This window comes from Siminovitchia fortis (assembly GCF_003605365.2).
GTDB lineage: Bacteria > Bacillota > Bacilli > Bacillales > Bacillaceae_C > Siminovitchia > Siminovitchia fortis.
The window spans coordinates 25,344-45,637 of sequence record NZ_QYTU02000003.1 but is presented as its reverse complement, the minus strand read 5'-3'; the positions used below and the strand labels follow the sequence as shown (position 1 = coordinate 45,637).

General features: G+C 45.6%; 21 protein-coding genes. 1 reads left to right on the top strand and 20 read right to left on the bottom strand.

Going from position 1 to position 20,294, the window contains the following annotated elements; genetic code table 11:
• Positions 1-8 precede the first annotated feature (8 nt).
• The 5 genes from plsX to D4N35_RS02655 all read right to left on the bottom strand — a co-directional run bounded on the left by plsX (position 9) and on the right by D4N35_RS02655 (position 5,888).
• A complete protein-coding gene (plsX, locus tag D4N35_RS02675) occupies positions 9-998 on the bottom strand; it encodes a phosphate acyltransferase PlsX (RefSeq protein ID WP_120069578.1) in 990 nt (329 codons plus the stop codon).
• A 115-nt stretch (positions 999-1,113) separates the two neighbouring features.
• Positions 1,114-1,671: a transcription factor FapR gene (fapR, locus tag D4N35_RS02670; RefSeq protein WP_120069575.1), complete on the bottom strand. Its 558-nt coding sequence runs from the start codon at positions 1,669-1,671 to the stop codon at positions 1,114-1,116.
• Between the two features lie 97 nt (positions 1,672-1,768).
• Positions 1,769-3,817: an ATP-dependent DNA helicase RecG gene (gene recG / locus D4N35_RS02665; protein ID WP_120069866.1), complete on the bottom strand. Its 2,049-nt coding sequence runs from the start codon at positions 3,815-3,817 to the stop codon at positions 1,769-1,771.
• Positions 3,818-3,850: 33 nt separating this feature from the next.
• Positions 3,851-5,509: a DAK2 domain-containing protein gene (locus D4N35_RS02660; protein ID WP_120069572.1), complete on the bottom strand. Its 1,659-nt coding sequence runs from the start codon at positions 5,507-5,509 to the stop codon at positions 3,851-3,853.
• A gap of 16 nt (positions 5,510-5,525) precedes the next feature.
• On the bottom strand, positions 5,526-5,888 hold the full coding sequence (locus D4N35_RS02655) for an Asp23/Gls24 family envelope stress response protein (protein WP_120069567.1): 363 nt from the start codon (positions 5,886-5,888) through the stop codon (positions 5,526-5,528).
• 259 nt (positions 5,889-6,147) lie between these two features.
• Here D4N35_RS02655 and rpmB point away from each other — a divergent pair, with 259 nt between their 5' ends.
• Positions 6,148-6,336 carry a 50S ribosomal protein L28 gene (gene rpmB / locus D4N35_RS02650; RefSeq protein WP_018705180.1) on the top strand — a complete coding sequence of 63 codons (189 nt, stop codon included), beginning with the start codon at positions 6,148-6,150 and terminating at the stop codon, positions 6,334-6,336.
• A gap of 170 nt (positions 6,337-6,506) precedes the next feature.
• Here the strand turns inward: rpmB and spoVM are convergent, their stop codons facing one another.
• From spoVM to D4N35_RS02575, 15 genes are all read right to left on the bottom strand, one after another.
• Positions 6,507-6,587: a stage V sporulation protein SpoVM gene (gene spoVM / locus D4N35_RS02645; protein ID WP_018705181.1), complete on the bottom strand. Its 81-nt coding sequence runs from the start codon at positions 6,585-6,587 to the stop codon at positions 6,507-6,509.
• A 103-nt stretch (positions 6,588-6,690) separates the two neighbouring features.
• A complete protein-coding gene (locus tag D4N35_RS02640) occupies positions 6,691-7,344 on the bottom strand; it encodes a thiamine diphosphokinase (protein WP_120069564.1) in 654 nt (217 codons plus the stop codon).
• Positions 7,345-7,360: 16 nt separating this feature from the next.
• Positions 7,361-8,017, bottom strand: a complete 657-nt coding sequence (gene rpe / locus D4N35_RS02635) for a ribulose-phosphate 3-epimerase (protein WP_120069561.1) — start codon at positions 8,015-8,017, stop codon at positions 7,361-7,363.
• A gap of 1 nt (position 8,018) precedes the next feature.
• Positions 8,019-8,900 (bottom strand): ribosome small subunit-dependent GTPase A, encoded by an 882-nt coding sequence (gene rsgA / locus D4N35_RS02630; RefSeq protein ID WP_120069863.1) that lies wholly within the window; start codon positions 8,898-8,900, stop codon positions 8,019-8,021.
• A gap of 24 nt (positions 8,901-8,924) precedes the next feature.
• The gene (pknB, locus tag D4N35_RS02625) at positions 8,925-10,880 is read right to left on the bottom strand and encodes a Stk1 family PASTA domain-containing Ser/Thr kinase (protein ID WP_120069558.1); all 1,956 of its coding nucleotides are present in this window, start codon (positions 10,878-10,880) and stop codon (positions 8,925-8,927) included.
• Positions 10,874-11,635 carry a Stp1/IreP family PP2C-type Ser/Thr phosphatase gene (locus tag D4N35_RS02620; protein WP_120069556.1) on the bottom strand — a complete coding sequence of 254 codons (762 nt, stop codon included), beginning with the start codon at positions 11,633-11,635 and terminating at the stop codon, positions 10,874-10,876. Before D4N35_RS02620 ends, pknB begins: the two co-directional genes overlap by 7 nt.
• Before the next feature lie 53 nt (positions 11,636-11,688).
• Positions 11,689-13,026 (bottom strand): 16S rRNA (cytosine(967)-C(5))-methyltransferase RsmB, encoded by a 1,338-nt coding sequence (rsmB, locus tag D4N35_RS02615; RefSeq protein ID WP_120069553.1) that lies wholly within the window; start codon positions 13,024-13,026, stop codon positions 11,689-11,691.
• Entirely contained in the window at positions 13,019-13,969 is a 951-nt protein-coding gene (gene fmt / locus D4N35_RS02610) for a methionyl-tRNA formyltransferase (RefSeq protein WP_164876272.1), read from the bottom strand. The genes rsmB and fmt overlap by 8 nt, the downstream gene beginning before the upstream one ends.
• On the bottom strand, positions 13,957-14,460 hold the full coding sequence (gene def / locus D4N35_RS02605) for a peptide deformylase (RefSeq protein ID WP_120069548.1): 504 nt from the start codon (positions 14,458-14,460) through the stop codon (positions 13,957-13,959). The genes fmt and def overlap by 13 nt, the downstream gene beginning before the upstream one ends.
• Positions 14,461-14,482: 22 nt before the next feature.
• Positions 14,483-16,885: a primosomal protein N' gene (gene priA / locus D4N35_RS02600; RefSeq protein ID WP_120069545.1), complete on the bottom strand. Its 2,403-nt coding sequence runs from the start codon at positions 16,883-16,885 to the stop codon at positions 14,483-14,485.
• Positions 16,882-18,087, bottom strand: a complete 1,206-nt coding sequence (gene coaBC / locus D4N35_RS02595; RefSeq protein ID WP_120069542.1) for a bifunctional phosphopantothenoylcysteine decarboxylase/phosphopantothenate--cysteine ligase CoaBC — start codon at positions 18,085-18,087, stop codon at positions 16,882-16,884. The genes priA and coaBC overlap by 4 nt, the downstream gene beginning before the upstream one ends.
• Positions 18,088-18,194: 107 nt before the next feature.
• Positions 18,195-18,431: a DNA-directed RNA polymerase subunit omega gene (gene rpoZ / locus D4N35_RS02590; RefSeq protein WP_120069539.1), complete on the bottom strand. Its 237-nt coding sequence runs from the start codon at positions 18,429-18,431 to the stop codon at positions 18,195-18,197.
• Position 18,432: 1 nt separating this feature from the next.
• Positions 18,433-19,047, bottom strand: coding sequence for a guanylate kinase (gene gmk / locus D4N35_RS02585; RefSeq protein ID WP_120069536.1), 615 nt, complete (start codon positions 19,045-19,047; stop codon positions 18,433-18,435).
• Between the two features lie 9 nt (positions 19,048-19,056).
• The gene (remA, locus tag D4N35_RS02580; RefSeq protein WP_018705194.1) at positions 19,057-19,314 is read right to left on the bottom strand and encodes an extracellular matrix/biofilm regulator RemA; all 258 of its coding nucleotides are present in this window, start codon (positions 19,312-19,314) and stop codon (positions 19,057-19,059) included.
• 46 nt (positions 19,315-19,360) lie between these two features.
• Positions 19,361-20,236: a YicC/YloC family endoribonuclease gene (locus tag D4N35_RS02575; RefSeq protein WP_144461421.1), complete on the bottom strand. Its 876-nt coding sequence runs from the start codon at positions 20,234-20,236 to the stop codon at positions 19,361-19,363.
• Between the last annotated feature and the right edge of the window lie 58 nt (positions 20,237-20,294).

Genomic DNA, 20,294 nt, shown 5'->3' with positions numbered 1-20,294 from the left:
TGCCCCCTTTATTCTTTTTGTTCCGCGACAGCGGCTTTTATTGTTCCGGCCACATCATTCATCACGATATCCCTTGTTTGGCGAATGGCATGGTACACCGCGTTCGAATTGGATGAGCCGTGAGCTTTGATAACCGGGGACTTCAGTCCGAACAGTGCGGCTCCCCCGTACTCCGAATAATCCATTTTGTTTTTCAGCTCAACCAGGTCCGATTTAATCAACCCGGCGGCAAGCTTATTCTTAAGGCTGCTTGTAAATGTTGATTTTAACATCGAAAAAAGGGAAGCAGCGGTCCCTTCGATGGCTTTAAGGACGACATTTCCGGTAAAACCGTCCGTAACAACAACATCTGCGTGCCCTTCGAGCAATTCCCTTGCTTCGATATTTCCGACAAAATTAACATCGGAGCCCTCAAGGAGATCAAATGTCTTTTTGGTCAGTTCGTTCCCTTTATTGGATTCAGATCCGATGTTTAATAGAGCGACCCTTGGCTTTTCAATTTTCCTTACTTTCTCAGCGTAAATCTGTCCCATGAAAGCATATTGGAGCAGATGCTCCGGCTTTGCATCCGCGTTTGCCCCAAGATCAAGCATCAAAAAGCCTTTTCCGTCCAGTGTTGGAAGGGTAGGCGCCAATGCGGGCCGCTCGATTCCTTTGATTCTGCCGACAATAAATAAACCGGCAGTCATCAAAGCACCCGTATTTCCAGCGGATATGCAGGCATCGGCTTCCCCATCCGCTACCGCCTGGGCCATCTTCACCATGGAAGCTTCCTTTTTGCGGCGCACTGCCCTGACCGGCTCATCCGTCGGGCTGATCACTTCATCCGTATGGACAATCGTTACCCGTTCACTCGGCTGAAGATGCTTCCGTATCTGTTCTTGATCCCCATATAAAACAAATCCAGTATCAGAAAAATCCCGGGCAGCCTTGTTTACGCCGAGAATGATCTCCTTCGGCGCATGATCGCCGCCCATGGCATCAATTGCTATTTTCATAAACTATCTCCCTTTTAATAAAACTAAGCCAGCATTAAACACGAAGGGAAAGTGGCAGTCTTTCTCATTTTGCTCTGTCTGTACGTCGATGGACAGGCGCTTCCGCTTTTCTTAGTCACTGGCGATACATTTCAAATTCGCCCCTGAATGCCAGTTCCCCGCCGACAAAGCTCTCAACATCCACGATGGTCCGTTTGTCGCCTTTTTTATATGGGCGCACCTTTGCCTTTGCCACTACCCTCTCTCCCACTTTTACAGAGCGGGTGAAATGGATTTTTGCCTTGACGGTCAAAGCCAGTTCATCATTGATGACCGCAACTGCAAGTGAGTTGGCCTGGGCGAACAAATGGTGCCCCCGGGCGATGGAGTTGCGGGTGAAAACATGTTCCTCCCGGACATCGAATATGGAAATGGCGTTCTGATCTAAATTAAGGTCAACCACCTCGCCGATTACTTCACTCATCGGAAGTGATTTCACTTCATTTTCCACATGTTTTTCTGCCACAGTTTTTATTCTTTCCCTCAATTCGGGTATTGCCATCTCCATACGATCCAGCCTGATCGTCTGCACACTCACCATGAATTTTTCTGCGAGCTCCTCATCCGTTACAAAAGGATTGGCATCTATCGTCTCCGCGAGCAATTTCTGTCGTTCCTTTTTCGAAGGCTTCATTTGATTCACATCATTTCCCGATATTAAGACTTGGTATTAATAGTAGTATATAAAATGCTTCGCAAGCTTGCAACTAAAAAAATGCAGCCAGGCCAGCCTAGTCCAGTTTTTCTTCGGACAGGGCGCCCGACTCTTCCAAATGATTTCTTAACGAAGAAAACCGCTCATCTTTCCAAAAAGACTCGGATTCTATCAGCTGCATTGCATCGTTCCTTGCAATCTCAAGGACACGGTAATCGTGAACCATGTCAGCCACTTTAAATTCAGGAAGGCCGCTTTGTTTTTTTCCAAAAAAATCACCCGGCCCCCTCAATTCAAGATCACGCTCGCTCAAAACAAATCCGTCATTTGTTTCGGTCATGATCTGCATCCTTTCTTTTCCGATTTCCGTTTTCGGGTCCGCAAGCAAAATACAATAGGACTGGCTGCTTCCCCTTCCAACCCGGCCGCGCAGCTGGTGAAGCTGGGCCAGACCGAACCTTTCCGCATCATATATCAGCATGAATGTCGCGTTTGGAACATTTACTCCGACTTCCACGACAGTTGTCGATACAAGCAGCTGTATTTCATTTTTACTGAATGCTTTCATGACATCATCTTTTTCCGCTGCAGGCAGACGGCCATGCATTAGCCCCGTCTTAAAACGGCCATGGAAATGATTGGACAGCATATCGTAAACATCGATGGCATTTTGGACATCCAATTTGTCGCTCTCTTCAATTAATGGACAGATGACATATGCCTGCCTCCCGTCACGAAGTTCTTTCTCCATGAAATCCAAAACCCGATCCAGCATGTCATGCTTCGCCCAATACGTTTCAATCGGCTTCCTTCCCTTTGGCAATTCGTCAATGATGGAGACATCCATTTCCCCGAACACCGTAATGGCCAATGTGCGGGGGATAGGCGTGGCTGTCATAAACAAAACATCCGGGCTTTCGCCCTTTTCTTTCAGAACCCGGCGCTGCTCCACACCGAAGCGGTGCTGCTCATCTGTAATGACAAGGCCCAGGTGATGGAAGTCCACATCTTCCTGTATAAGGGAATGGGTGCCGATCATGATATCTATATCACCGGTCCTGAGGCGATTTAATATATCCTGCCGCTTTTTGCCTTTCACCGAGCTTGTCAGCAATTCGATGGATAGATCGGTATGTGAAAAAAGGCTTTGAAGCGATTCCGCGTGCTGCTCTGCCAAAATTTCGGTCGGTACCATGAGCGCCCCCTGATATCCGGCAGTTACACTGGCGAACATCGCAATGGCAGCGACGACTGTTTTTCCTGAACCGACATCCCCCTGTAGAAGCCTGTTCATTTTATACGGGGATTTCAGATCAAAGCAAATTTCGTTCACAGCTTTTTTCTGGGCATTTGTAAGAGAAAAAGGAAGGGAAGAAATGAAGGCTTTTAGTTTATGAAGGTCATAGTTTTGGCCGACACCTCGGGTGCCTTCCCTTCTCGTCCTGCGAAGGGCCTGCATTTTAAGTTGGAATAGAAGGAATTCCTCATATACAAAGCGTCTCCGCCCTTGCTTCATTTCCTTTCCCGATTCCGGAAAATGCATGAATTTCAATGCATCTGCAATACCGGCCAGCTTGTACTTTTCCAGGAGGGATTCCGGAAGGGTTTCTTCAATATACCCGCTGAAAGTCTCGAACGCCTCTTTAATAAAGCGGCGCAATGCTTTTACAGTCAACTGGCCCTTTACAGCATATACCGGCTGAAAGTCCCCGATCTCTTCATGGGGGCCGAGCACGACCTCGTTGCAAGTGAGAGTCTGCCGGTGTTTGTCCCATTTTCCGGTAACAGTGATTGTCCTTTGCGGCTGCAGTTTTCCTTTCAGGTAGCCCCGGTTAAACATGACTGCTTTTACCAAATACCTTCCAACCAGCAGGCGGACAGTCAGACGGTTTCGTTTCCTTCCATAATACACAAGGGAAGGTTCACTATGAACCTTCCCTTCAATCGTAATGCGCTCATCATGTTCTACCTCGGTTAAATCACGCAGCCTTGAGTCATCGTATCGGTAAGGAAGATAGTACAGTAAATCGCGGATTGTATGAATGCCCATGCCTGCCAGCTGGGCGCGAGTCTCATCGCCTATGCCCTTTAAAACTGTCACTTCTTGATCCAATGGACTATTCATGATCTGCAAAACCGACCCCCTCAATCAGTAGATTTATTCAACAGAAAAGATGTACGTATATACTGGCTGTCCTCCATCATGGACTTCCATTTCAATGTCTTCAAAATTCTGATTTGCATAATCAGTGAGTTGATCCAGTTCTTGCTTGTCCGCATCCTCACCATAAAGGACAGTCAAAATTTCCGAGTCTTCATCAATCATTTCATTTAACAGATTTTTGGCAGTTTCCAAAAGGTTAGGTCCCGACGTTACAATTTTACCATCGGCTATTCCCATATAGTCACCTTTAGAGATCTTCACTCCATCAATGACCGTATCCCTGACTGCATAGGTGACCTGTCCTGTTTTTACTTCCTTCATTGCCTCGGCCATCCCCTGGCAGTTTGTTTCGAGAGAGGCAGTCGGATTAAAAGCAAGAATGGCGGCCATCCCTTGGGGCAGCGTCTTTGACGGAACAACAGCGACATTTCCTTCTGCAATGTCTGCAGCCTGTTCGGCAGCCATAATGATATTTTTATTATTCGGCAAAATGATGACATTTTTTGCATTTGCAGATTTTACTGCTTTTACGATATCCTCGGTGCTTGGATTCATCGTTTGCCCACCTTCAATGATGGCGGAAGCCCCGATGCTTTTGAGCAGCTTCCCGACGCCTTTCCCCATCGAAACTGTAATGATGGCATACTCTTGTTTTTCCTTTAATGGGGCCCGGGCGGCCGGTTTTTTCTTCTTAAGGGCACTGTGCTGCTCCCTCATATTTTCAATTTTCATATGGATCAGAGGGCCGTACTGCTGTCCGTACGATAACACCTCGCCGGGCCGCTCTGAATGAATATGGACCTTCGCCACATCTTCGTCCGAAATGACAAGAAGCGAATCACCGTATTGGCTGAGATCGGAGCGGAATTCCTCTTCATTATAAGGGCGTTTGCCGTTTTCCAGCCGAACCATAAATTCGGTGCAATACCCAAATTCAATATCCTCCGTATCCATAAAGCCATGGACATTTTGATGATGTTGTGCACTGACCAGTTCTTCCATCGAAGGAGCAGCAGGCCCCGCACTCGGAATCTCCTTCCCGGAAAGGGAAGACAAGAAACCTTCATAGACGAATACAAGTCCCTGGCCGCCGCTGTCTACGACTCCGACCTCTTTCAGTACCGGCAGCAGGTCCTGTGTTCTTTCTAAAGATCTTTTCGCCTCTTCCAAAGTTTTTTCCATGATTTCTATGAGATCATCCGTTTTGCCGGCAGCCTTTACCGCTTCATTCGCAGCATCCTTGGCCACTGTTAAAATGGTTCCCTCGACAGGTTTCATGACTGCTTTATAGGCTGTTTCCATTCCGGCTTTCAGCGCATGGGCGAATTCTGCTCCTGTGATCGTTGATTTATGCTCAATATCTTTAGAAAATCCTCTGAACAGCTGGGACAAAATGACACCCGAATTCCCCCTGGCCCCCATTAAAAGGCCTTTGGCAAAGGCGGCACCCACCTTTCCAATATGATCCTGCTTATTCGCCTGGGCTTCCTTTGAACCGGATGTTATGGATAGCTTCATATTTGTTCCCGTATCACCGTCCGGTACGGGGAAAACATTTAATGCATCAACGATTTCAGCATTTGCTGACAAATGATTCGCACCGCTAAGAATCATTTCGGCAAAGCGGTTACCATCCAAAGATGTAATCGACACGAACTTTTCCTCCTCATTACGGATTCGTCACACGAACCCCCTGAACATAAATATTGACAGTATCGGCAGACATGCCGATCGTTTTTTTCAGTGTATATTTGACTTTAGACTGCACATTAAATGCCACTTCAGAAATTTTTGTCCCGTAACTGACGATAATGTACATATCGATATGGAGTTCATCGTTTTCCTGGCGAATGACGACTCCTCTGGAGAAGTTTTCTTTTCTTAGAATCTCGGTCAATCCGTCACGAATCTGGTTTTTGGAAGCCATACCGACGATGCCGTAACAGTCGATGGCAGCGCCGCCGGCAATCGTGGCAACCACTTCATTGGAAATATCAATTTGGCCAAATTTCGTTTTCATTTCGATGGACACAAATTATCCCCCCTATTATAATAAGCCGCGTACCTTTTGTTCCCCTTAGTGAGCTATGATTATATTACTATAACGGGTTCCATTTTAAAAGCGGAAACAGCAAGTTCATGCTGTCAAGGATTCAAGCATGACAGAAGTTGAATGATTTGTTGCATTGCGGGCCTTTCTGTGATAAATTATTAAAGTATCTTTTCATAAAAAGGATGAAATAATCATTCGATTATTTATGGTAATGCCAGTGACAGGAGGGGAATCATCAATGTCTAAAAAATGTGTTATTACAGGACGGAAAACAAGTACAGGCAACAAACGTTCACACGCAATGAATGCCAATAGACGCACTTGGGGTGCAAACCTTCAAAAAGTACGCATTTTGGTCGATGGAAAACCAAAGCGTGTCTGGGTTTCCGCTCGCGCCCTTAAATCAGGCAAAGTGGAAAGAGTGTAACACAAATGCGTACAGCGCCCGTAATCGGCGCTTTGCAGCTGAACTGATATTCGATTTGAAACACAAAAGAGGCGCCTTGAACAGGTGCCTCTTTTTGCGTTTCCCAAACTTATTTGCGAGAAAAATATAGAATACAGCCCCAACTTACGTCCAGCTACAGCGCCTATAATTTAATCTTTCTTGAACGTTCCAAGCATCGCTCTCACAATGCCCCCTAAAAACCTTGGAAGCTTGATTGTATAAAACTTCATACAGGTCCCCTCCTCATCACTATAAAAAAACTGACATTTTCTCATTCATATCATATTCATGATCTATACATAAGTACGCATAACCAGTTCATTCATGCCAATATTAATCCTTGCTCCTTATCATCATTAATATGCCTTTTTCGAATGAAAAATGACCAGTTTCCTGAATAAGTTCATTGCTGATGCATAAGGAAGAACCTTTAGCGACGTGATGATGTTTGAGGGGATACTTGAATCCTTGCAATGTCAATCCATATACATCTGAAAAAATCGGGATAAAGGAGATGAACTTTTTCTCCCCATCACGTTTTATTTCATGGCTTCCCGGCAAATGGACCGAAAGATTGTTTTGAACATCAATCAATTCAAAATTGATACCGGAATGGTCCCGTTTGAATTTACCCAACATAAGCGCATTTGCCATGAAATGATCAAGCCGGCCCCCCGTCCCGCCGAATATCTTGACAGCAGACGGATTCATTTCCAATGCCCACATGATGGCCAGCTCCATGTCCGTTTCATCTTTTTCCGGCTTAAACCGGCGCAGTGACGGAACTTGACGTTCAATCCTCTCCAATTCTTCTTCCTTGATCGAATCGAAATCACCTACAGCCAAACCCGGTTGGAGCCCTGCATGGAAAATTGTTTGAACTCCTTTGTCAACGCCGATCCATACGATGTTTTCTTCCTGATATTCAGATAACTCCGGAATTAACTCTCCGGGCCCTCCGGCTACGATATGAATTGTTTTTTTCAATGGAATTCACCGCTTGTCATGCTTGCTTTAATTGATTTCGAATATCATCAATCGCTTTTTTCCGGTCAGGCTGATTAAAAATGAAGGACCCGGCGACGAAAACATTCGCACCTGCTTCCTTGCACAGCCGGGCTGTATCAGCATTAATGCCGCCGTCCACTTCGATTTCCAGATCCAGGCCTCTTTCACCCGCCATGTTTTTAACTTCCGTTATCTTTGGAAGGACGGGCTCAATGAACGACTGTCCCCCAAAACCGGGGTTGACCGTCATTAATAAAACCATATCGATATCTTCCAAAACATGCTTGATTGACTCGGCAGGGGTGGCAGGATTTAATACGACGCCTGCTTTTACACCGTGTTTCTTTATCTCTTGAAGCGTCCGGTGCAGATGCGGGTCGGCTTCGACATGGATCGTTATATAATCAGACCCGGCCTTGGCAAAGTCTCCTATATATAAATGAGGATTCTCTATCATCAAATGTACATCAAGCGGAAGGTCCGTCACCGTTTTGATTGCGGCCACAGTTCCGGGGCCCATCGTAATGTTCGGGACAAAATGTCCGTCCATGACATCGATATGAATGTAATCTGCTCCTGCAGCTTCCACTTCTTTTATTTCATCCCCAAGTTTCAAAAAATCGGCTGCAAGAATTGATGGTGCAATCTTCATCTTAATACCTCGGCTTTCTATTCTTTATTTCTTGGTAAAAATCCTGATAATGATCATAGCGGTATTGGCGGATTTCGCCGGATTCGACTGCCTGCTTTACGGCACAGCCAGGTTCATTTATATGAAGACAGCCCCGGAATTTGCAGTTTTCTCCGTATTGCTCAATTTCCGGAAATGTAAATGGCAGATCTTCCGCCTCCATTTCCGGGAACTCCAATGAACTGAATCCCGGTGTATCAGCAACGAGGCCTCCCCCGATTTGAAGAAGCTCCACATGGCGGGTGGTGTGCTTTCCTCTTCCAAGGTGGTCAGAAATATCCGCAGTTTTTATATCCAACTGAGGATGCAATGAGTTGAGCAGGGACGATTTCCCGACTCCGGATTGTCCGGCCAAGACGCTGATTTTTCCATCGATGAATGGAAATAGTTGTTTTAGCCCATCTCCGGTCTTTGTTGACAATTGAAAAACTTCATAGCCGATCGACTGGTATCCATCAATGTACCAGCCGATCTTTTTCTTTTCCTCCTCAGATAACAAATCCATCTTTGTGATGCAAATGACAGGAGTAATGTCATTCGCTTCAATCACTGAGAGAAAACGGTCAAGAAGCAGTGGACTGAAGTCCGGCCTGGCCGCCGAAAAGACCAAAATCGCCTGGTCGATATTGGCTATCGGGGGCCGGATGAGCTCATTTTTTCTCGGTTTGATTTCCATGATATAGCCTTCCGTTTCGTTTTCAGACTGGAAGACGACATAATCCCCAACAAGAGGGGTAACATTCTTTTTCCGAAAAACCCCGCGTCCGCGGCACCGAATGATATTTTCCCCTTCGAGTACATAATAAAATCCGCTCAATGCTTTAATGATTTTTCCTTCCGACATGGCATCCATCCTTTTTTTCAAAAATTATTTTCCTGAAACTTCCTCGTCCAAGATGACCGTATTATCCCTTACAACTTTATAGCCTGCTTTTTTTCCTTTTTCTATTGTAAATTCCAATTGTCTTTTCTCTGTGGAATCAATCGTGAATGTTTCTGCCGGCACTGTCATGCTGTGATTCATATCTTCGATAAAAATCCTGATTTCCTGCGGCTTTCCTTCTTCACTTGGCTCATATGGAATGGTAATTTCTTTGGTCACCTTTTCAGGCGGGATTTCTTTCTGCCCTTTTGATATGGTTACTTTTACGGTAGAGCCTTTCATCAGCTCGGTACCCGGGGCTGGATCCTGCTTTATGACAAGACCCTCCGGCACATCATCCGAATATTCTTCATTGGAAGAATCGATTATTAACCCGGTTGATTTCTCATAGCTTTCAAGACCTTTTTGGTTATTGCCCGACAAATCCTCCAAAGTGACCTTTTCTTCACCCAAACTCACTTTAAAAATCAATGTGGTCTCAGAAGGAACCACTTCAGAACCCGGTGCGGGATCCTGCTCAATGATTGTCCCCGGTGCAGCGGTATCATAGACATCTTCCTTATCAATATGATCAAAGCCTTCTTTGTCGAGCAGTTCAACAATTTCATCATAGTCCCTGCCCTTGTAATCGGAGAGCTCAAATTTTTCCTTGCCTGTGCTCACATAGACATTGATCAAACTGCCTTTTTTCACTTCACGGCCGGCCTTCGGGCTTGTCTTGATCACTTCGCCTTCCGTCACAACTTCATCGGTTGTTTCAATTTTTTCACCGACTTCAAATCCGGCATCCACCAGACTCTTCACCGCATCGTCATACATCTCTCCGCTCACGTCCGGCACTTGTACCACTTTGGCGCTCATCAGTGCGGGCATCATTATGAGGAAAACTGCGGCAATAATCAGGACAGCCAGAATGGAGCCGACAACCCATGGCCATTTTTTCCTTGTTTTTTTATTTTTGTCCTTGTTTTTCTTGTCCGGTTTTTCTACGTCTTTCGTATCTATTTGATGGATCATTGTGTCATCGTCGAGTGATTCAACATGATCTTCTGTTATGACCGGGATGGCTTTTGTTGCTTCATGATCTTCCGGAATGATGAACTTCGGTTCTTTCATCCGCTCCGGATCAAGTGCTGTCTCCAGATCTTTTTCCATTTCTTCGATACTGTTATAACGGAGGAAGGGATCTTTGGCTGTTGCCTTCAAAACGATATTTTCCACGCTTTGCGGAATATCGGGGTTCCACCTTGTCGGCGGCGGAGTTTCCGATTGCAGATGCTTTAAAGCGATAGAGACAGCCGACTCGCCGGAAAAAGGAAGCCTCCCTGTCAAAAGTTCAAACATGACGATCCCCAGTGAATAAATATCCGATTTTTTTGTCGCCATTCCCCCCCTGGCCTGTTCAGGGGACAGATAATGTACAGAACCGAGCACAGCATTTGTGTGCGTGATGGACGTGGCACTTAATGCCATGGCAATACCGAAGTCTGTTATTTTCACATTGCCGTCGTGGTCTATCAGAATATTTTGAGGTTTGATGTCACGATGGATAATATGGTTATAATGGGCGTGTTCAAGAGCAGAAGTCAGCTGCTTGACAATATCAATCACTTTTTCAACCGAAATGGGATAATAGTTTTGTATGTATTGCTTCAAGGTCAACCCGTCCACATATTCCATGACGATGTAGTAAATATTATCTTCTTCACCTACATCGAAAATGTTTACTATGTTCGGGTGGTTCAGGCTTGTCGCCGACTGGGCCTCCCTCTGAAACCGGCGGATGAATTCTTCTTCGTCCGCGAAATCCAGCCTCAAAATTTTCACCGCCACATCACGGTCCAATATCATGTCACGGGCCAGATAGACGTTGGCCATTCCGCCGCCGCCAATCATTTTAATGATTTTATAGCGCCCGCTAATTCTTTTTCCGATCAGCATTCGTTGCACCTGCTTTCACCGCGGGCCGCATATTCTACTATGGCAAGTGATATATTATCTTCTCCGCCATATTGATTGGCCAGTTCAATCAAACGGTCAGCCTTCTCTTCTTTTGTCAGGGATGCTTTCAATGTTTGTTCCATTTCAATTTTGCTCACTTTATCGGACAAGCCGTCCGAACAGAGCAATATTTTGTCCCCTTCTTCAAAAGTGATGGTTTTTGTATCTATGTCTATTTCCTCTTGGGTCCCGGCCGCTTTTAATACGATATTTTTCCTGGGATGATGCGCAGCATCTTCAGGTGATATTTGTCCGGTTTTAACAAGCTCGTTCACAAAGGAGTGATCTTCCGTCAACTGGGCGTAGCCTTGCTCATTCATTACATAACAGCGGCTGTCACCGACATTTGCCACTGTTGCAAACCTGCTGGTGCAGATTGCGGCAACGATTGTCGTTCCCATGCCTTCACAATGTGAGTTTTCTTTCGCATGTTCAAAGATTTTTTTGTTGACGGCAGCCACGTGTTCCTGAAGCCATTGTTCCGCTTCCGCAGGAGTAAGGGCTGTTCGGACCTCTTGCCATTGTTGTTTTAATTCATTAACAGCAATGCCGCTTGCCACTTCACCCGCTTTGTGCCCCCCCATTCCGTCAGCCACAATTGCCAGCATTTCCCCCTGCACATTCATGAAGACCCCGCCATTGTCTTCATTATGCTGCCGGACCTTTCCCGTATCTGTTTTAAAAATTGCCAGCATTTCCTATCACCTCACCCTTCAATACAAAATCTGCTATTGTCATTATTTCCATACTATGACCCTTTTTTTCTGAAAGAGGATATAAAAAACCCGTCTCCGCCGAAATCCTGCGGGAAAATTTGCAACGAATATTCATTATCCTTCATTGGCAGTGCTTCCGGCATTCGAAGACGATTCGGTTCAAACTCAGGGTGATGTTCCAGAAAGTGTGCGGCCGTTTCCTCATTTTCTTCTTTGTCGACTGTACATGTACTGAACACAAGTAATCCGCCTTTTTTAACCAGCTTGGACGTTTCATTCAAAATATCCATCTGTACGCTCTTTAGTGCATAAATATCTTCTTCGGCCTTAGAATACTTGATATCAGGCTTTCTCCTCAACACTCCAAGTCCCGAACAGGGGGCATCCACAAGGACCCTGTCAAATGATTCCATTTCAAAGACATCCTCCGTTTTGCGGCTGTCCATGGCCTTTGCTTCCACATTTTTCAAATGAAGCCTTTTAACCTGATCCATAATCAGTTTTACTTTATGGGGGTGCAGATCAAGTGCAATCACTTTTCCTGTATTATCAAGCATTTCTGCAATGTGGGTTGTTTTTCCTCCCGGGGCTGCACATGCATCCAGCACTCGCTGGCCGGGTTCAAGCTCCAGGGCATAAGCCACTAACATAGAGCTTTCATCCTGAATCGTAAAAAGCCCTTCTTTATATGCTTTTGAACGGGCAAGGTTTCCTTCCACCGCTTGGATTCCGAATGGAAGCAAAGGACTCGGGACAGCCGATATCCCCTCTTCCTTCAGTTGTTCGATGACATGCTCCCGGTTTGTGAGGGTCTCATTCACTCTGGCAGTCTGTACAGGGGCAAGAAGGTTCTCTTCACACATATTCTTTGCTTGATCAAAACCATACTGATCAATCCAGCGCTTAACGAGCCATTCGGGATGGCTTGTTTCGATGGAAAGCCGCACGGTTGGATCTTTAATTTCATCAAGGGAGGGTATCCCCTTTCTTTGAACGGATCTCAATACTCCATTTACCAGTCCTGCTATCCCTTTATGGCCGCGTCTTTTAGCAATTTCAACAGCTTCGTGGATGACTGCGCGGTCCGGAATCTTGTCAAGGTATACCATCTGGTAGACGGAAAGCCGCAATAAAAGCCTGACCCAATGTTCCACTTTCTTTTTTACAAAAGGGGTCAAATAATAATCAAGCGTCATTTTCCTTTGGATTGTCCCATAGCTGATTTCCGTCAAAAGGGCAGCATCCGCACCTGTGAATTGATGCTTTTTAATTGTTTCGTTGAGAAGGAGATTGCTGTATGAACGGTTCCTCTCCACCGCTTCGATAATATCCAGTGCAGCTTCCCTGACGTTTTTTTTATGTTTATTCATCAGGTCCGCCCAATTTCAACCCCGGTTCCAGAAATGAGCCGGCTCCCATTAAAAACTGGGAAGCGGGCATCCTTTTCTTTCCCGCAGGCTGAAGTTCAGTTATTTTTATCGCTGTGTCATCCCCGCTGGAAACGATAAACCCGTCTTTTTCGACTTTTATAATCGTTCCTGGTTCGCCAACTTGGCCGGCCTGCTTTTGCGCTCCCCAGATTTTTAGCACTTCATTGTTGAGCTTTGTATAGGCCACAGGCCAAGGCCGCAGGCCCCGGATTTGATCATAGATTTCCCCCCCGGTTTTTTTCCAGTCAATCTTTTCCTGTTCACGGGTAATATTGGCGGCAAATGTAGCCAAATCCTCGTTTTGGGGAATTCTATCAGCTTCACCGGAAATGATTTTCGGCAGCGTATCAGAAAGAAGTTCAGCGCCTGCTGAGCTTAATTTATCATGAAGGGAACCGACATCATCATCTTCTTCTATCGGCACTTCCACCTGGCTGATCATATCTCCCGCATCTAATTTCTCAACCATATGCATGATGGTAACACCGGTTTTATCTTTCCCTTGTAAAATGGCATAGTGAATGGGGGCCCCGCCGCGAAGTTCAGGAAGGAGGGAAGCATGCACATTGATGCAGCCAAGCTTTGGGAATTCCAATATTTCCTTTGGCAAAATTTGTCCGAAAGCTGCCGTAATGATCAAGTCAGGGCCAATTGCCAATATTTTTTCCGTTTCCTCTGCAACACGGATTTTTTCCGGCTGGAAAACAGGTATGCCGAGATTCACCGCTTCCACCTTCACAGGCGGAGGGGTCATCACTTTTTTTCTTCCTACAGGGCGGTCAGGCTGTGTGACAACAGCCGCAACATCATAACCTTCTTCGACGAGTCTTTTCAAAATGGGCACGGAAAAGTCAGGCGTGCCCATGAATATCACCTTTGTAATTGTTCTTCACTCCAATCTCCCAGTTCCGATTCATCGACATATTCAACCACTTTCGATGTAAACAGAACCCCATTTAAATGATCGATTTCATGCTGGATGGCGCGCGCCAGATAGCCTTCCGCCTCCAAAGTAAATTCATCCCCGTAACGGTCGTTTGCTTTGATTATGACCAATTGCGCCCGCGGAACTTTTCCATAAATGCCTGGGAAGCTTAAACATCCTTCAATGTCGATCTGTGTACCTTTTTGCCCGATGATTTCCGGGTTGATCAATTCAAACCGCTCTGATTCTTCCCCTTCCCCAATATCTACTATTGCAATTTGGCTGATTATGCCGATTTGCGGAGCCGCAAGCCCGACACCATCTTCGGCGACCATCGTGTCATACATATTATCCAATAGACGATGGAGATTCTTGTCAAAGCTTTTCACCTGTTCACACACAGTTTCAAGAATTTCATTTGGGTGGTGAACGATTTGAAGTATAGACAAAGCTGACCCTTCTTTCTGTTCGCTACATCATATTATATGGGTTTATATCAATCGTGATGGATAAACCATCACGGGAAGCTTGTGGATTATAATGCTCCAGTACTTTTCTCATTGCTGAAAAAAGGTTTGGTTCACGCTTGTATTTTATCAGACATTGATAGCGATATCTATCATTGATCTTTGGTATCGGCGAAGCGACAGGGCCCAATAAAATCGCTTCTTCAGAGATGTTTGATTTTAAGAAATTTGATATTTTCTCGGTAGCGGCCACCGCCTGCATCAGATCCTCGTGGGTGACGGTCACAAGCGCCAGGTAATAAAAGGGCGGGTATAGACCGATTTTTCTCATGGCCATCTCTTGATTATAAAAACGTTGGTAATCCTGCAGGGCGGCCAATTGGATGCTGTAATGTTCGGGAGTATACGTTTGAACAACCACTTCTCCGGACAATTCATGCCTTCCCGCCCTTCCGCTGACCTGGGTCAGCAGCTGGAACGTTTTTTCTGCAGCCCGAAAATCCGGCAAATGCAGCATCGTATCGGCACTGAGCACCCCTACAAGGGTGATATTGGGAAAATCCAGGCCCTTGGCAATCATTTGAGTCCCCAGTAAAATATCTGCTTTACCGGCTTGGAAATGCTCGAGGATCCTTTCATGCGCCCCTTTTCTCGTCGTTGTATCTACATCCATTCTTATGATCCTTGCTTCAGGGAGGAGTTTTACCAGTTCTTCCTCAACCTTTTGTGTACCCATCCCAAAATATCTGATATGGCTGCTGCCGCATTCCGGGCATTCCGCAGGAACACCCGTCTGGAAACCGCAGTAATGGCACTTCATTTCATTGGATGAACGGTGATAGGTCATGGAAATATCGCAATGGGGACATTGCATGACATAACCGCAGTCCCTGCACATGATAAAAGTGGAATGGCCCCGCCTGTTCAGGAACAGGACGGTCTGCTCCCCTTTATGAAGGCGGTCTTTTATTTTTTCAAACAGATCGGATGAAAACATCGACCGGTTCCCGCTTCGCATTTCCTCTCTCATATCAACAACCGTTACTGGAGGCAATCCCCTGTCATTCATTCTTTTTGAAAGGGTGAGCAGGTGGTAGACGCCTTTTTGGGCCCTGGCAAAAGACTCAAGCGAAGGTGTCGCGCTCCCGAGAATGACAGGACACCGATGGTACTCCCCTCTTTTGATGGCTACATCGCGCGCATGATACCGTGGAATCTCTTCCTGTTTATAGCTTGACTCATGCTCTTCATCGATGATGATGATGCCGAGATTCTCAAAAGGGGCAAATATCGCAGACCGTGCGCCGACTACCACTTTCACTTCTTTCCTTTGAATCTTTCTCCACTCATCGTATTGTTCCCCAATGGAAAGCCGGCTGTGCAAGACAGCCACGTCGCTTCCGAATCTTCCTTTAAACCGCTCAACCATCTGGGGGGTCAAAGCAATTTCAGGAACAAGGACGATCGCTTCTTTCCCCTGTTTGATGACTTCCTGGATCGCCTGCAGGTACACTTCCGTTTTCCCGCTTCCGGTTACGCCATATAAAAGAAACGTCTCATGTGATCGTTCCTCGATGGAACGCAAAACCGGATCCATTGCTGCCTGCTGGTCCTTTGTAAGAGGAAGCGGGCTTGTTCTTTCAAAGTCCTTATGCTCATAAGGATCACGGTATTCTTCCACCATATGTTCCGATAAAACGCCTTTTTTGATCAGTGCCTTAATTGCTGCTGCCGGGACCCCGGCTTCCTTGGCCAAAACAGCCGCTTCAATCATACCCGGCTCTGAATCCAATAGATGCCGGATCAGCTTTGCTTGGTTGACGGCGTTGGATGGGAGTGAAAAGAGAATGTCTTCCAGCTCATCTTTTCCAGCGGCCAATTCAACGGTCCTTTTCAACTTTTTCCTTGCCCTGTCTTTTACAAAATAAATCACTTCGGCGTTGCCTTTTTCAATCTCTTTATGCAATGCCGGGAGAAGGCTGCGCTTTTCAGCTTCTTTCCATGAAACCTCCTGTTTTCCCTCAAACAGCTTATCAAGGAGCAGGCTCGCATTGTCCGTCCTTCTGATGATCTTTTCATACTTGGCTTTCATGGCAACGGGCAGCATCGCATGAAAAACAGATACTTTATAAGATATGGTCTCCTTCGCCATCCAGTCTCCCAATTGAAGCAGTTCTTCATTCAACACCGGCGCCAAATCAAGCGGCTGAATGATATTTTTTATTTTTTCTATATCCGTATGTTCGTTCAACTTGACAACAAAGCCCTGTATGGACCTTGGGCCGAAGGGAACAGCTACCCGCATGCCCGGCCGGATCATGCCTTCCCATTTTTTAGGAACAGCGTAATCGAATACCTTGTCTGTCCCCAAGGAAGGGACATCAACAATGACTTGTGCGATTGTCATAAGTGGCAATCATCCCCCAGCTTTTCCGATATCTCCAATAAAATCCTTCTAGCCGTTTCCTGTTTGCTCAATAACGGGAGCGAAACGCTCGAAAGGTCTTTGTGAAAAATTGTGACAATATTCGTATCCCCTGCAAAACCGGCCCCATCTGCAGCTACATTGTTCGCCACGATCATATCTGCATTTTTCTTGATCAGCTTATTTTTGGCATACTCTTCCATATTGTCGGTTTCTGCAGCAAATCCGACAAGAAACTGGTGCTTTTTCTTTTGTCCCAGCTCAAATAGGATGTCTTTCGTCCTTTCCAGTTCTATGGCCATGTCGCCAGCCTGCTTCTTCATTTTCGAATCATGTACCAACTTCGGCCTGTAATCTGCAACTGCGGCACTCTTGATGATCACGTCGGCTTCATCCGCATAAGCCATTACTTCATCGTACATGTCCGCAGCGCTCTCAACATGTATGACTTTTACTCCTTTGGGCTCCGGCAGTGCATTTGTCCCTGTAACCAAAATGACTTTTGCTCCCATCAATGCCGCCTGCTCTGCAAGAGCATAGCCCATTTTGCCGCTGGATCGATTGGTAAAATACCGGACGGGGTCGATTTTCTCCTTTGTAGGACCTGCTGTTATTAAAAATGTCTTGCTTGCAAATAACTTTTCCGATTCAAATTGAGCTTTCACAAGTTCCAAAATTTTAGCCGGTTCTTCCAGTCTGCCTTTTCCGACATAGCCGCAAGCCAAATAACCTTCCCCCGGTTCGAGAAAATTACAGCCCATCTGCATAAGGGTTTCCATATTCTTTTTGACGGCAGGATGCCCGTACATATGGACATTCATTGCAGGCGCAATCCAGACCGGGGCTGCCGACGCCAACAGAGTGGTGGTCACCATGTCATCCGCTATCCCGTTTGCCAGCTTGCCGATCGTATTGGCCGTTGCAGGTGCTACTAAAATCAAATCCGCCCAATCAGCAAGGTCTATGTGTGCAATCACTCCAGGGTTATTTTCAATAAAAGTGTCCACAAAGACTTCGTTTCGCGATAAAGCCTGGAACGTCAGCGGAGTGACAAACTTCTTCGCAGAATCACTCATGATGACTTTCACATTGAAGCCTGACTGCACAAGCTTGCTTGTCAGATCTGCAGCTTTGTAAACGGCAATGCCCCCTGTGACACATAACAAAACATTCTTTTTTTTCACAGCAAATATCCCCTTTTTTCATCCTCTATTCTTTCTATTATGAATGATTTACGGCCTTTATAAAAGAAAAAAACCTGCCTTGTCGACAGGTTGAATATGACGGATTATTATGCCGGATCTTGTTTGGCTTCATCTTCTGACTCATCGCCATCCGGCTCTTTCATCGTTAAAACTCCGTTATAGATCTCTTCAAGGGCTTTTCCTACAAACTTATGTGATCTGTATTTTTCCAGCTGGGGATTATGATCTTCCTGAAGCTTACGCGCCCTTTTTGCCGCAACCGTTACGAGTGAATATTTGGAGTCGATCACATTCATTAATTTATCTATTGAAGGATATAACATGTTACTTCACCTCCAGCATTTCGATATATTTATCAATGACGCGCTCACTGCGGCAGTGCTCCGCCTGGACAATCGCATTGATTTTGTCAACTGCCCGCTCGACATCATCATTTACAACAATATAATCATACATACTTGTCAGTTCAATTTCTTTCCTTGCTGCTTCCATTCGGTTGCGGATCAAATCCACCGACTCTGTTCCCCTGCCGACAATTCTGTTTTTCAGTTCGGCAAGGCTTGGGGGCATGAGAAAAATGAAGATGCCATCGGGGATTTTTTCCCGGACTTGCTTGGCACCCTGAACTTCAATCTCCAGGAAAACATCTTTTCCGGCTTCCAATGTTTCCTTTACATAATCAACAGGAGTGCCGTAATAATTGCCCACGTATTGGGCGTATTCAAGCAATTTTCCCTCTTCAATCAGCTTTTCAAACTCCTCCTTGGACTTAAAGAAGTAGTCGACTCCGTCAACTTCCCCTTCGCGGGGTTTTCTCGTCGTCATGGAGATAGAATATTCAAATTTGGCATCCGGCCGTGAGAAGACCGCCTTTCTGACAGTCCCTTTCCCAACTCCTGACGGTCCGGAAAGCACAATCAAAATCCCTTTATCACTCATTCAGTAATCCTACCCTTCTTCCTGGCCATTCGAAATTAAACGTTGGGCAACCGTTTCAGGCTGTACTGCCGAAAGAATGACGTGCTCACTATCCATGATGATCACCGCACGCGTCCTTCTTCCATATGTAGCATCTATTAAGGTTGCCCTCTCACGGGCATCCTGAATCATCCTTTTGATCGGTGCTGATTCAGGACTGACAATGGATATGATCCGGTTGGCAGAAACAATATTTCCAAAACCTATGTTTAAGAGCTGTATCGGCATGCTGCTCCTCCAGTCAACTTCGGCTGCTCAGCCTTATTTCTATCATTCATTCGATATTCTGCACCTGTTCACGCAACTTTTCAATCAACACTTTCATTTCAACCGCCATGATGGATATGTTTGAATCGTTGGCTTTGGAACCGATCGTATTCACTTCCCGATTCATTTCCTGTATGATGAAGTCCATTTTTCTTCCAATCGGCCCAGTCGCAAAAAGTGCTTCCCTAAATTGGGATATGTGGCTTATAAGCCTTGCCGTTTCTTCACTTATGTCGGCTTTGTCGGCAAAAATGGCAGCTTCGGAAACAATCCTTGTTTCATCTATGTTTTCCTTCACCATTTCATATAATTTGCTTCGGAGCCTGTCAGTATATGTTTTTTGAACCAATGGGGAAAGTTCTTTTGTTTTTTGGACAAGTTCTTCCAGGGAGTTTATGTAAGAATCCAATTCAATTGATAATGAGTTTCCTTCTGTTTCCCGCATTTTCAGTACCTGGGCGGCTGCATCATCGGCAGCACTCAATAACAATGAAAGTACATCGCCGTCAATATCGCCTGTTTCGCCAACAATAACGGCTTCTTCCAGCCTGAACAGATCGGATAAAACAGTTTCTTCGGCCAATCGATATCTTTTCTTTGCTTCCTTTATAAAATGATAATAACTGTCCATCAAATCCCAGTCAATATGCAATTCTTTTCCCGGTGAAATATTTCCTGACACTTTGATATTCAATTCAATCCGGCCTCTGTTGAATTGCTTGCTGAGCTGGTTCCGAAGCGGGATTTCAGCCTGGGAAAGCTGTGGAGGCATTTTTATGTGGAATTCGCGGTAGCGATGGTTAACCGTTTTGATTTCAACTTGCACCATGCAATCGGATGTCTGTTTGACACTCCGTCCAAAACCGGTCATGCTCATCACCATATGAGTCACTCCGTTCAACAAAGCGCAAGCGCCTTGATTAGTTTCCATTCTTTTTATT

Coding starts and splice junctions, on each gene's coding strand:
- plsX (WP_120069578.1), bottom strand. CDS start 998: ATGAAAATAGCAATTGATGCCATGGGCGGCGATCATGCGCCGAAGGAG.
- fapR (WP_120069575.1), bottom strand. CDS start 1,671: ATGAAGCCTTCGAAAAAGGAACGACAGAAATTGCTCGCGGAGACGATA.
- recG (WP_120069866.1), bottom strand. CDS start 3,817: ATGAATAGTCCATTGGATCAAGAAGTGACAGTTTTAAAGGGCATAGGC.
- rpmB (WP_018705180.1), top strand. CDS start 6,148: ATGTCTAAAAAATGTGTTATTACAGGACGGAAAACAAGTACAGGCAAC.
- spoVM (WP_018705181.1), bottom strand. CDS start 6,587: ATGAAGTTTTATACAATCAAGCTTCCAAGGTTTTTAGGGGGCATTGTG.
- rpe (WP_120069561.1), bottom strand. CDS start 8,017: ATGAAGATTGCACCATCAATTCTTGCAGCCGATTTTTTGAAACTTGGG.
- rsgA (WP_120069863.1), bottom strand. CDS start 8,900: ATGTCGGAAGGAAAAATCATTAAAGCATTGAGCGGATTTTATTATGTA.
- pknB (WP_120069558.1), bottom strand. CDS start 10,880: ATGCTGATCGGAAAAAGAATTAGCGGGCGCTATAAAATCATTAAAATG.
- D4N35_RS02620 (WP_120069556.1), bottom strand. CDS start 11,635: ATGCTGGCAATTTTTAAAACAGATACGGGAAAGGTCCGGCAGCATAAT.
- rsmB (WP_120069553.1), bottom strand. CDS start 13,026: ATGAATAAACATAAAAAAAACGTCAGGGAAGCTGCACTGGATATTATC.
- priA (WP_120069545.1), bottom strand. CDS start 16,885: ATGACAATCGCACAAGTCATTGTTGATGTCCCTTCCTTGGGGACAGAC.
- rpoZ (WP_120069539.1), bottom strand. CDS start 18,431: ATGTTATATCCTTCAATAGATAAATTAATGAATGTGATCGACTCCAAA.
- gmk (WP_120069536.1), bottom strand. CDS start 19,047: ATGAGTGATAAAGGGATTTTGATTGTGCTTTCCGGACCGTCAGGAGTT.
- remA (WP_018705194.1), bottom strand. CDS start 19,314: ATGCCGATACAGCTCTTAAACATAGGTTTTGGAAATATTGTTTCTGCC.
- D4N35_RS02575 (WP_144461421.1), bottom strand. CDS start 20,236: ATGGTGATGAGCATGACCGGTTTTGGACGGAGTGTCAAACAGACATCC.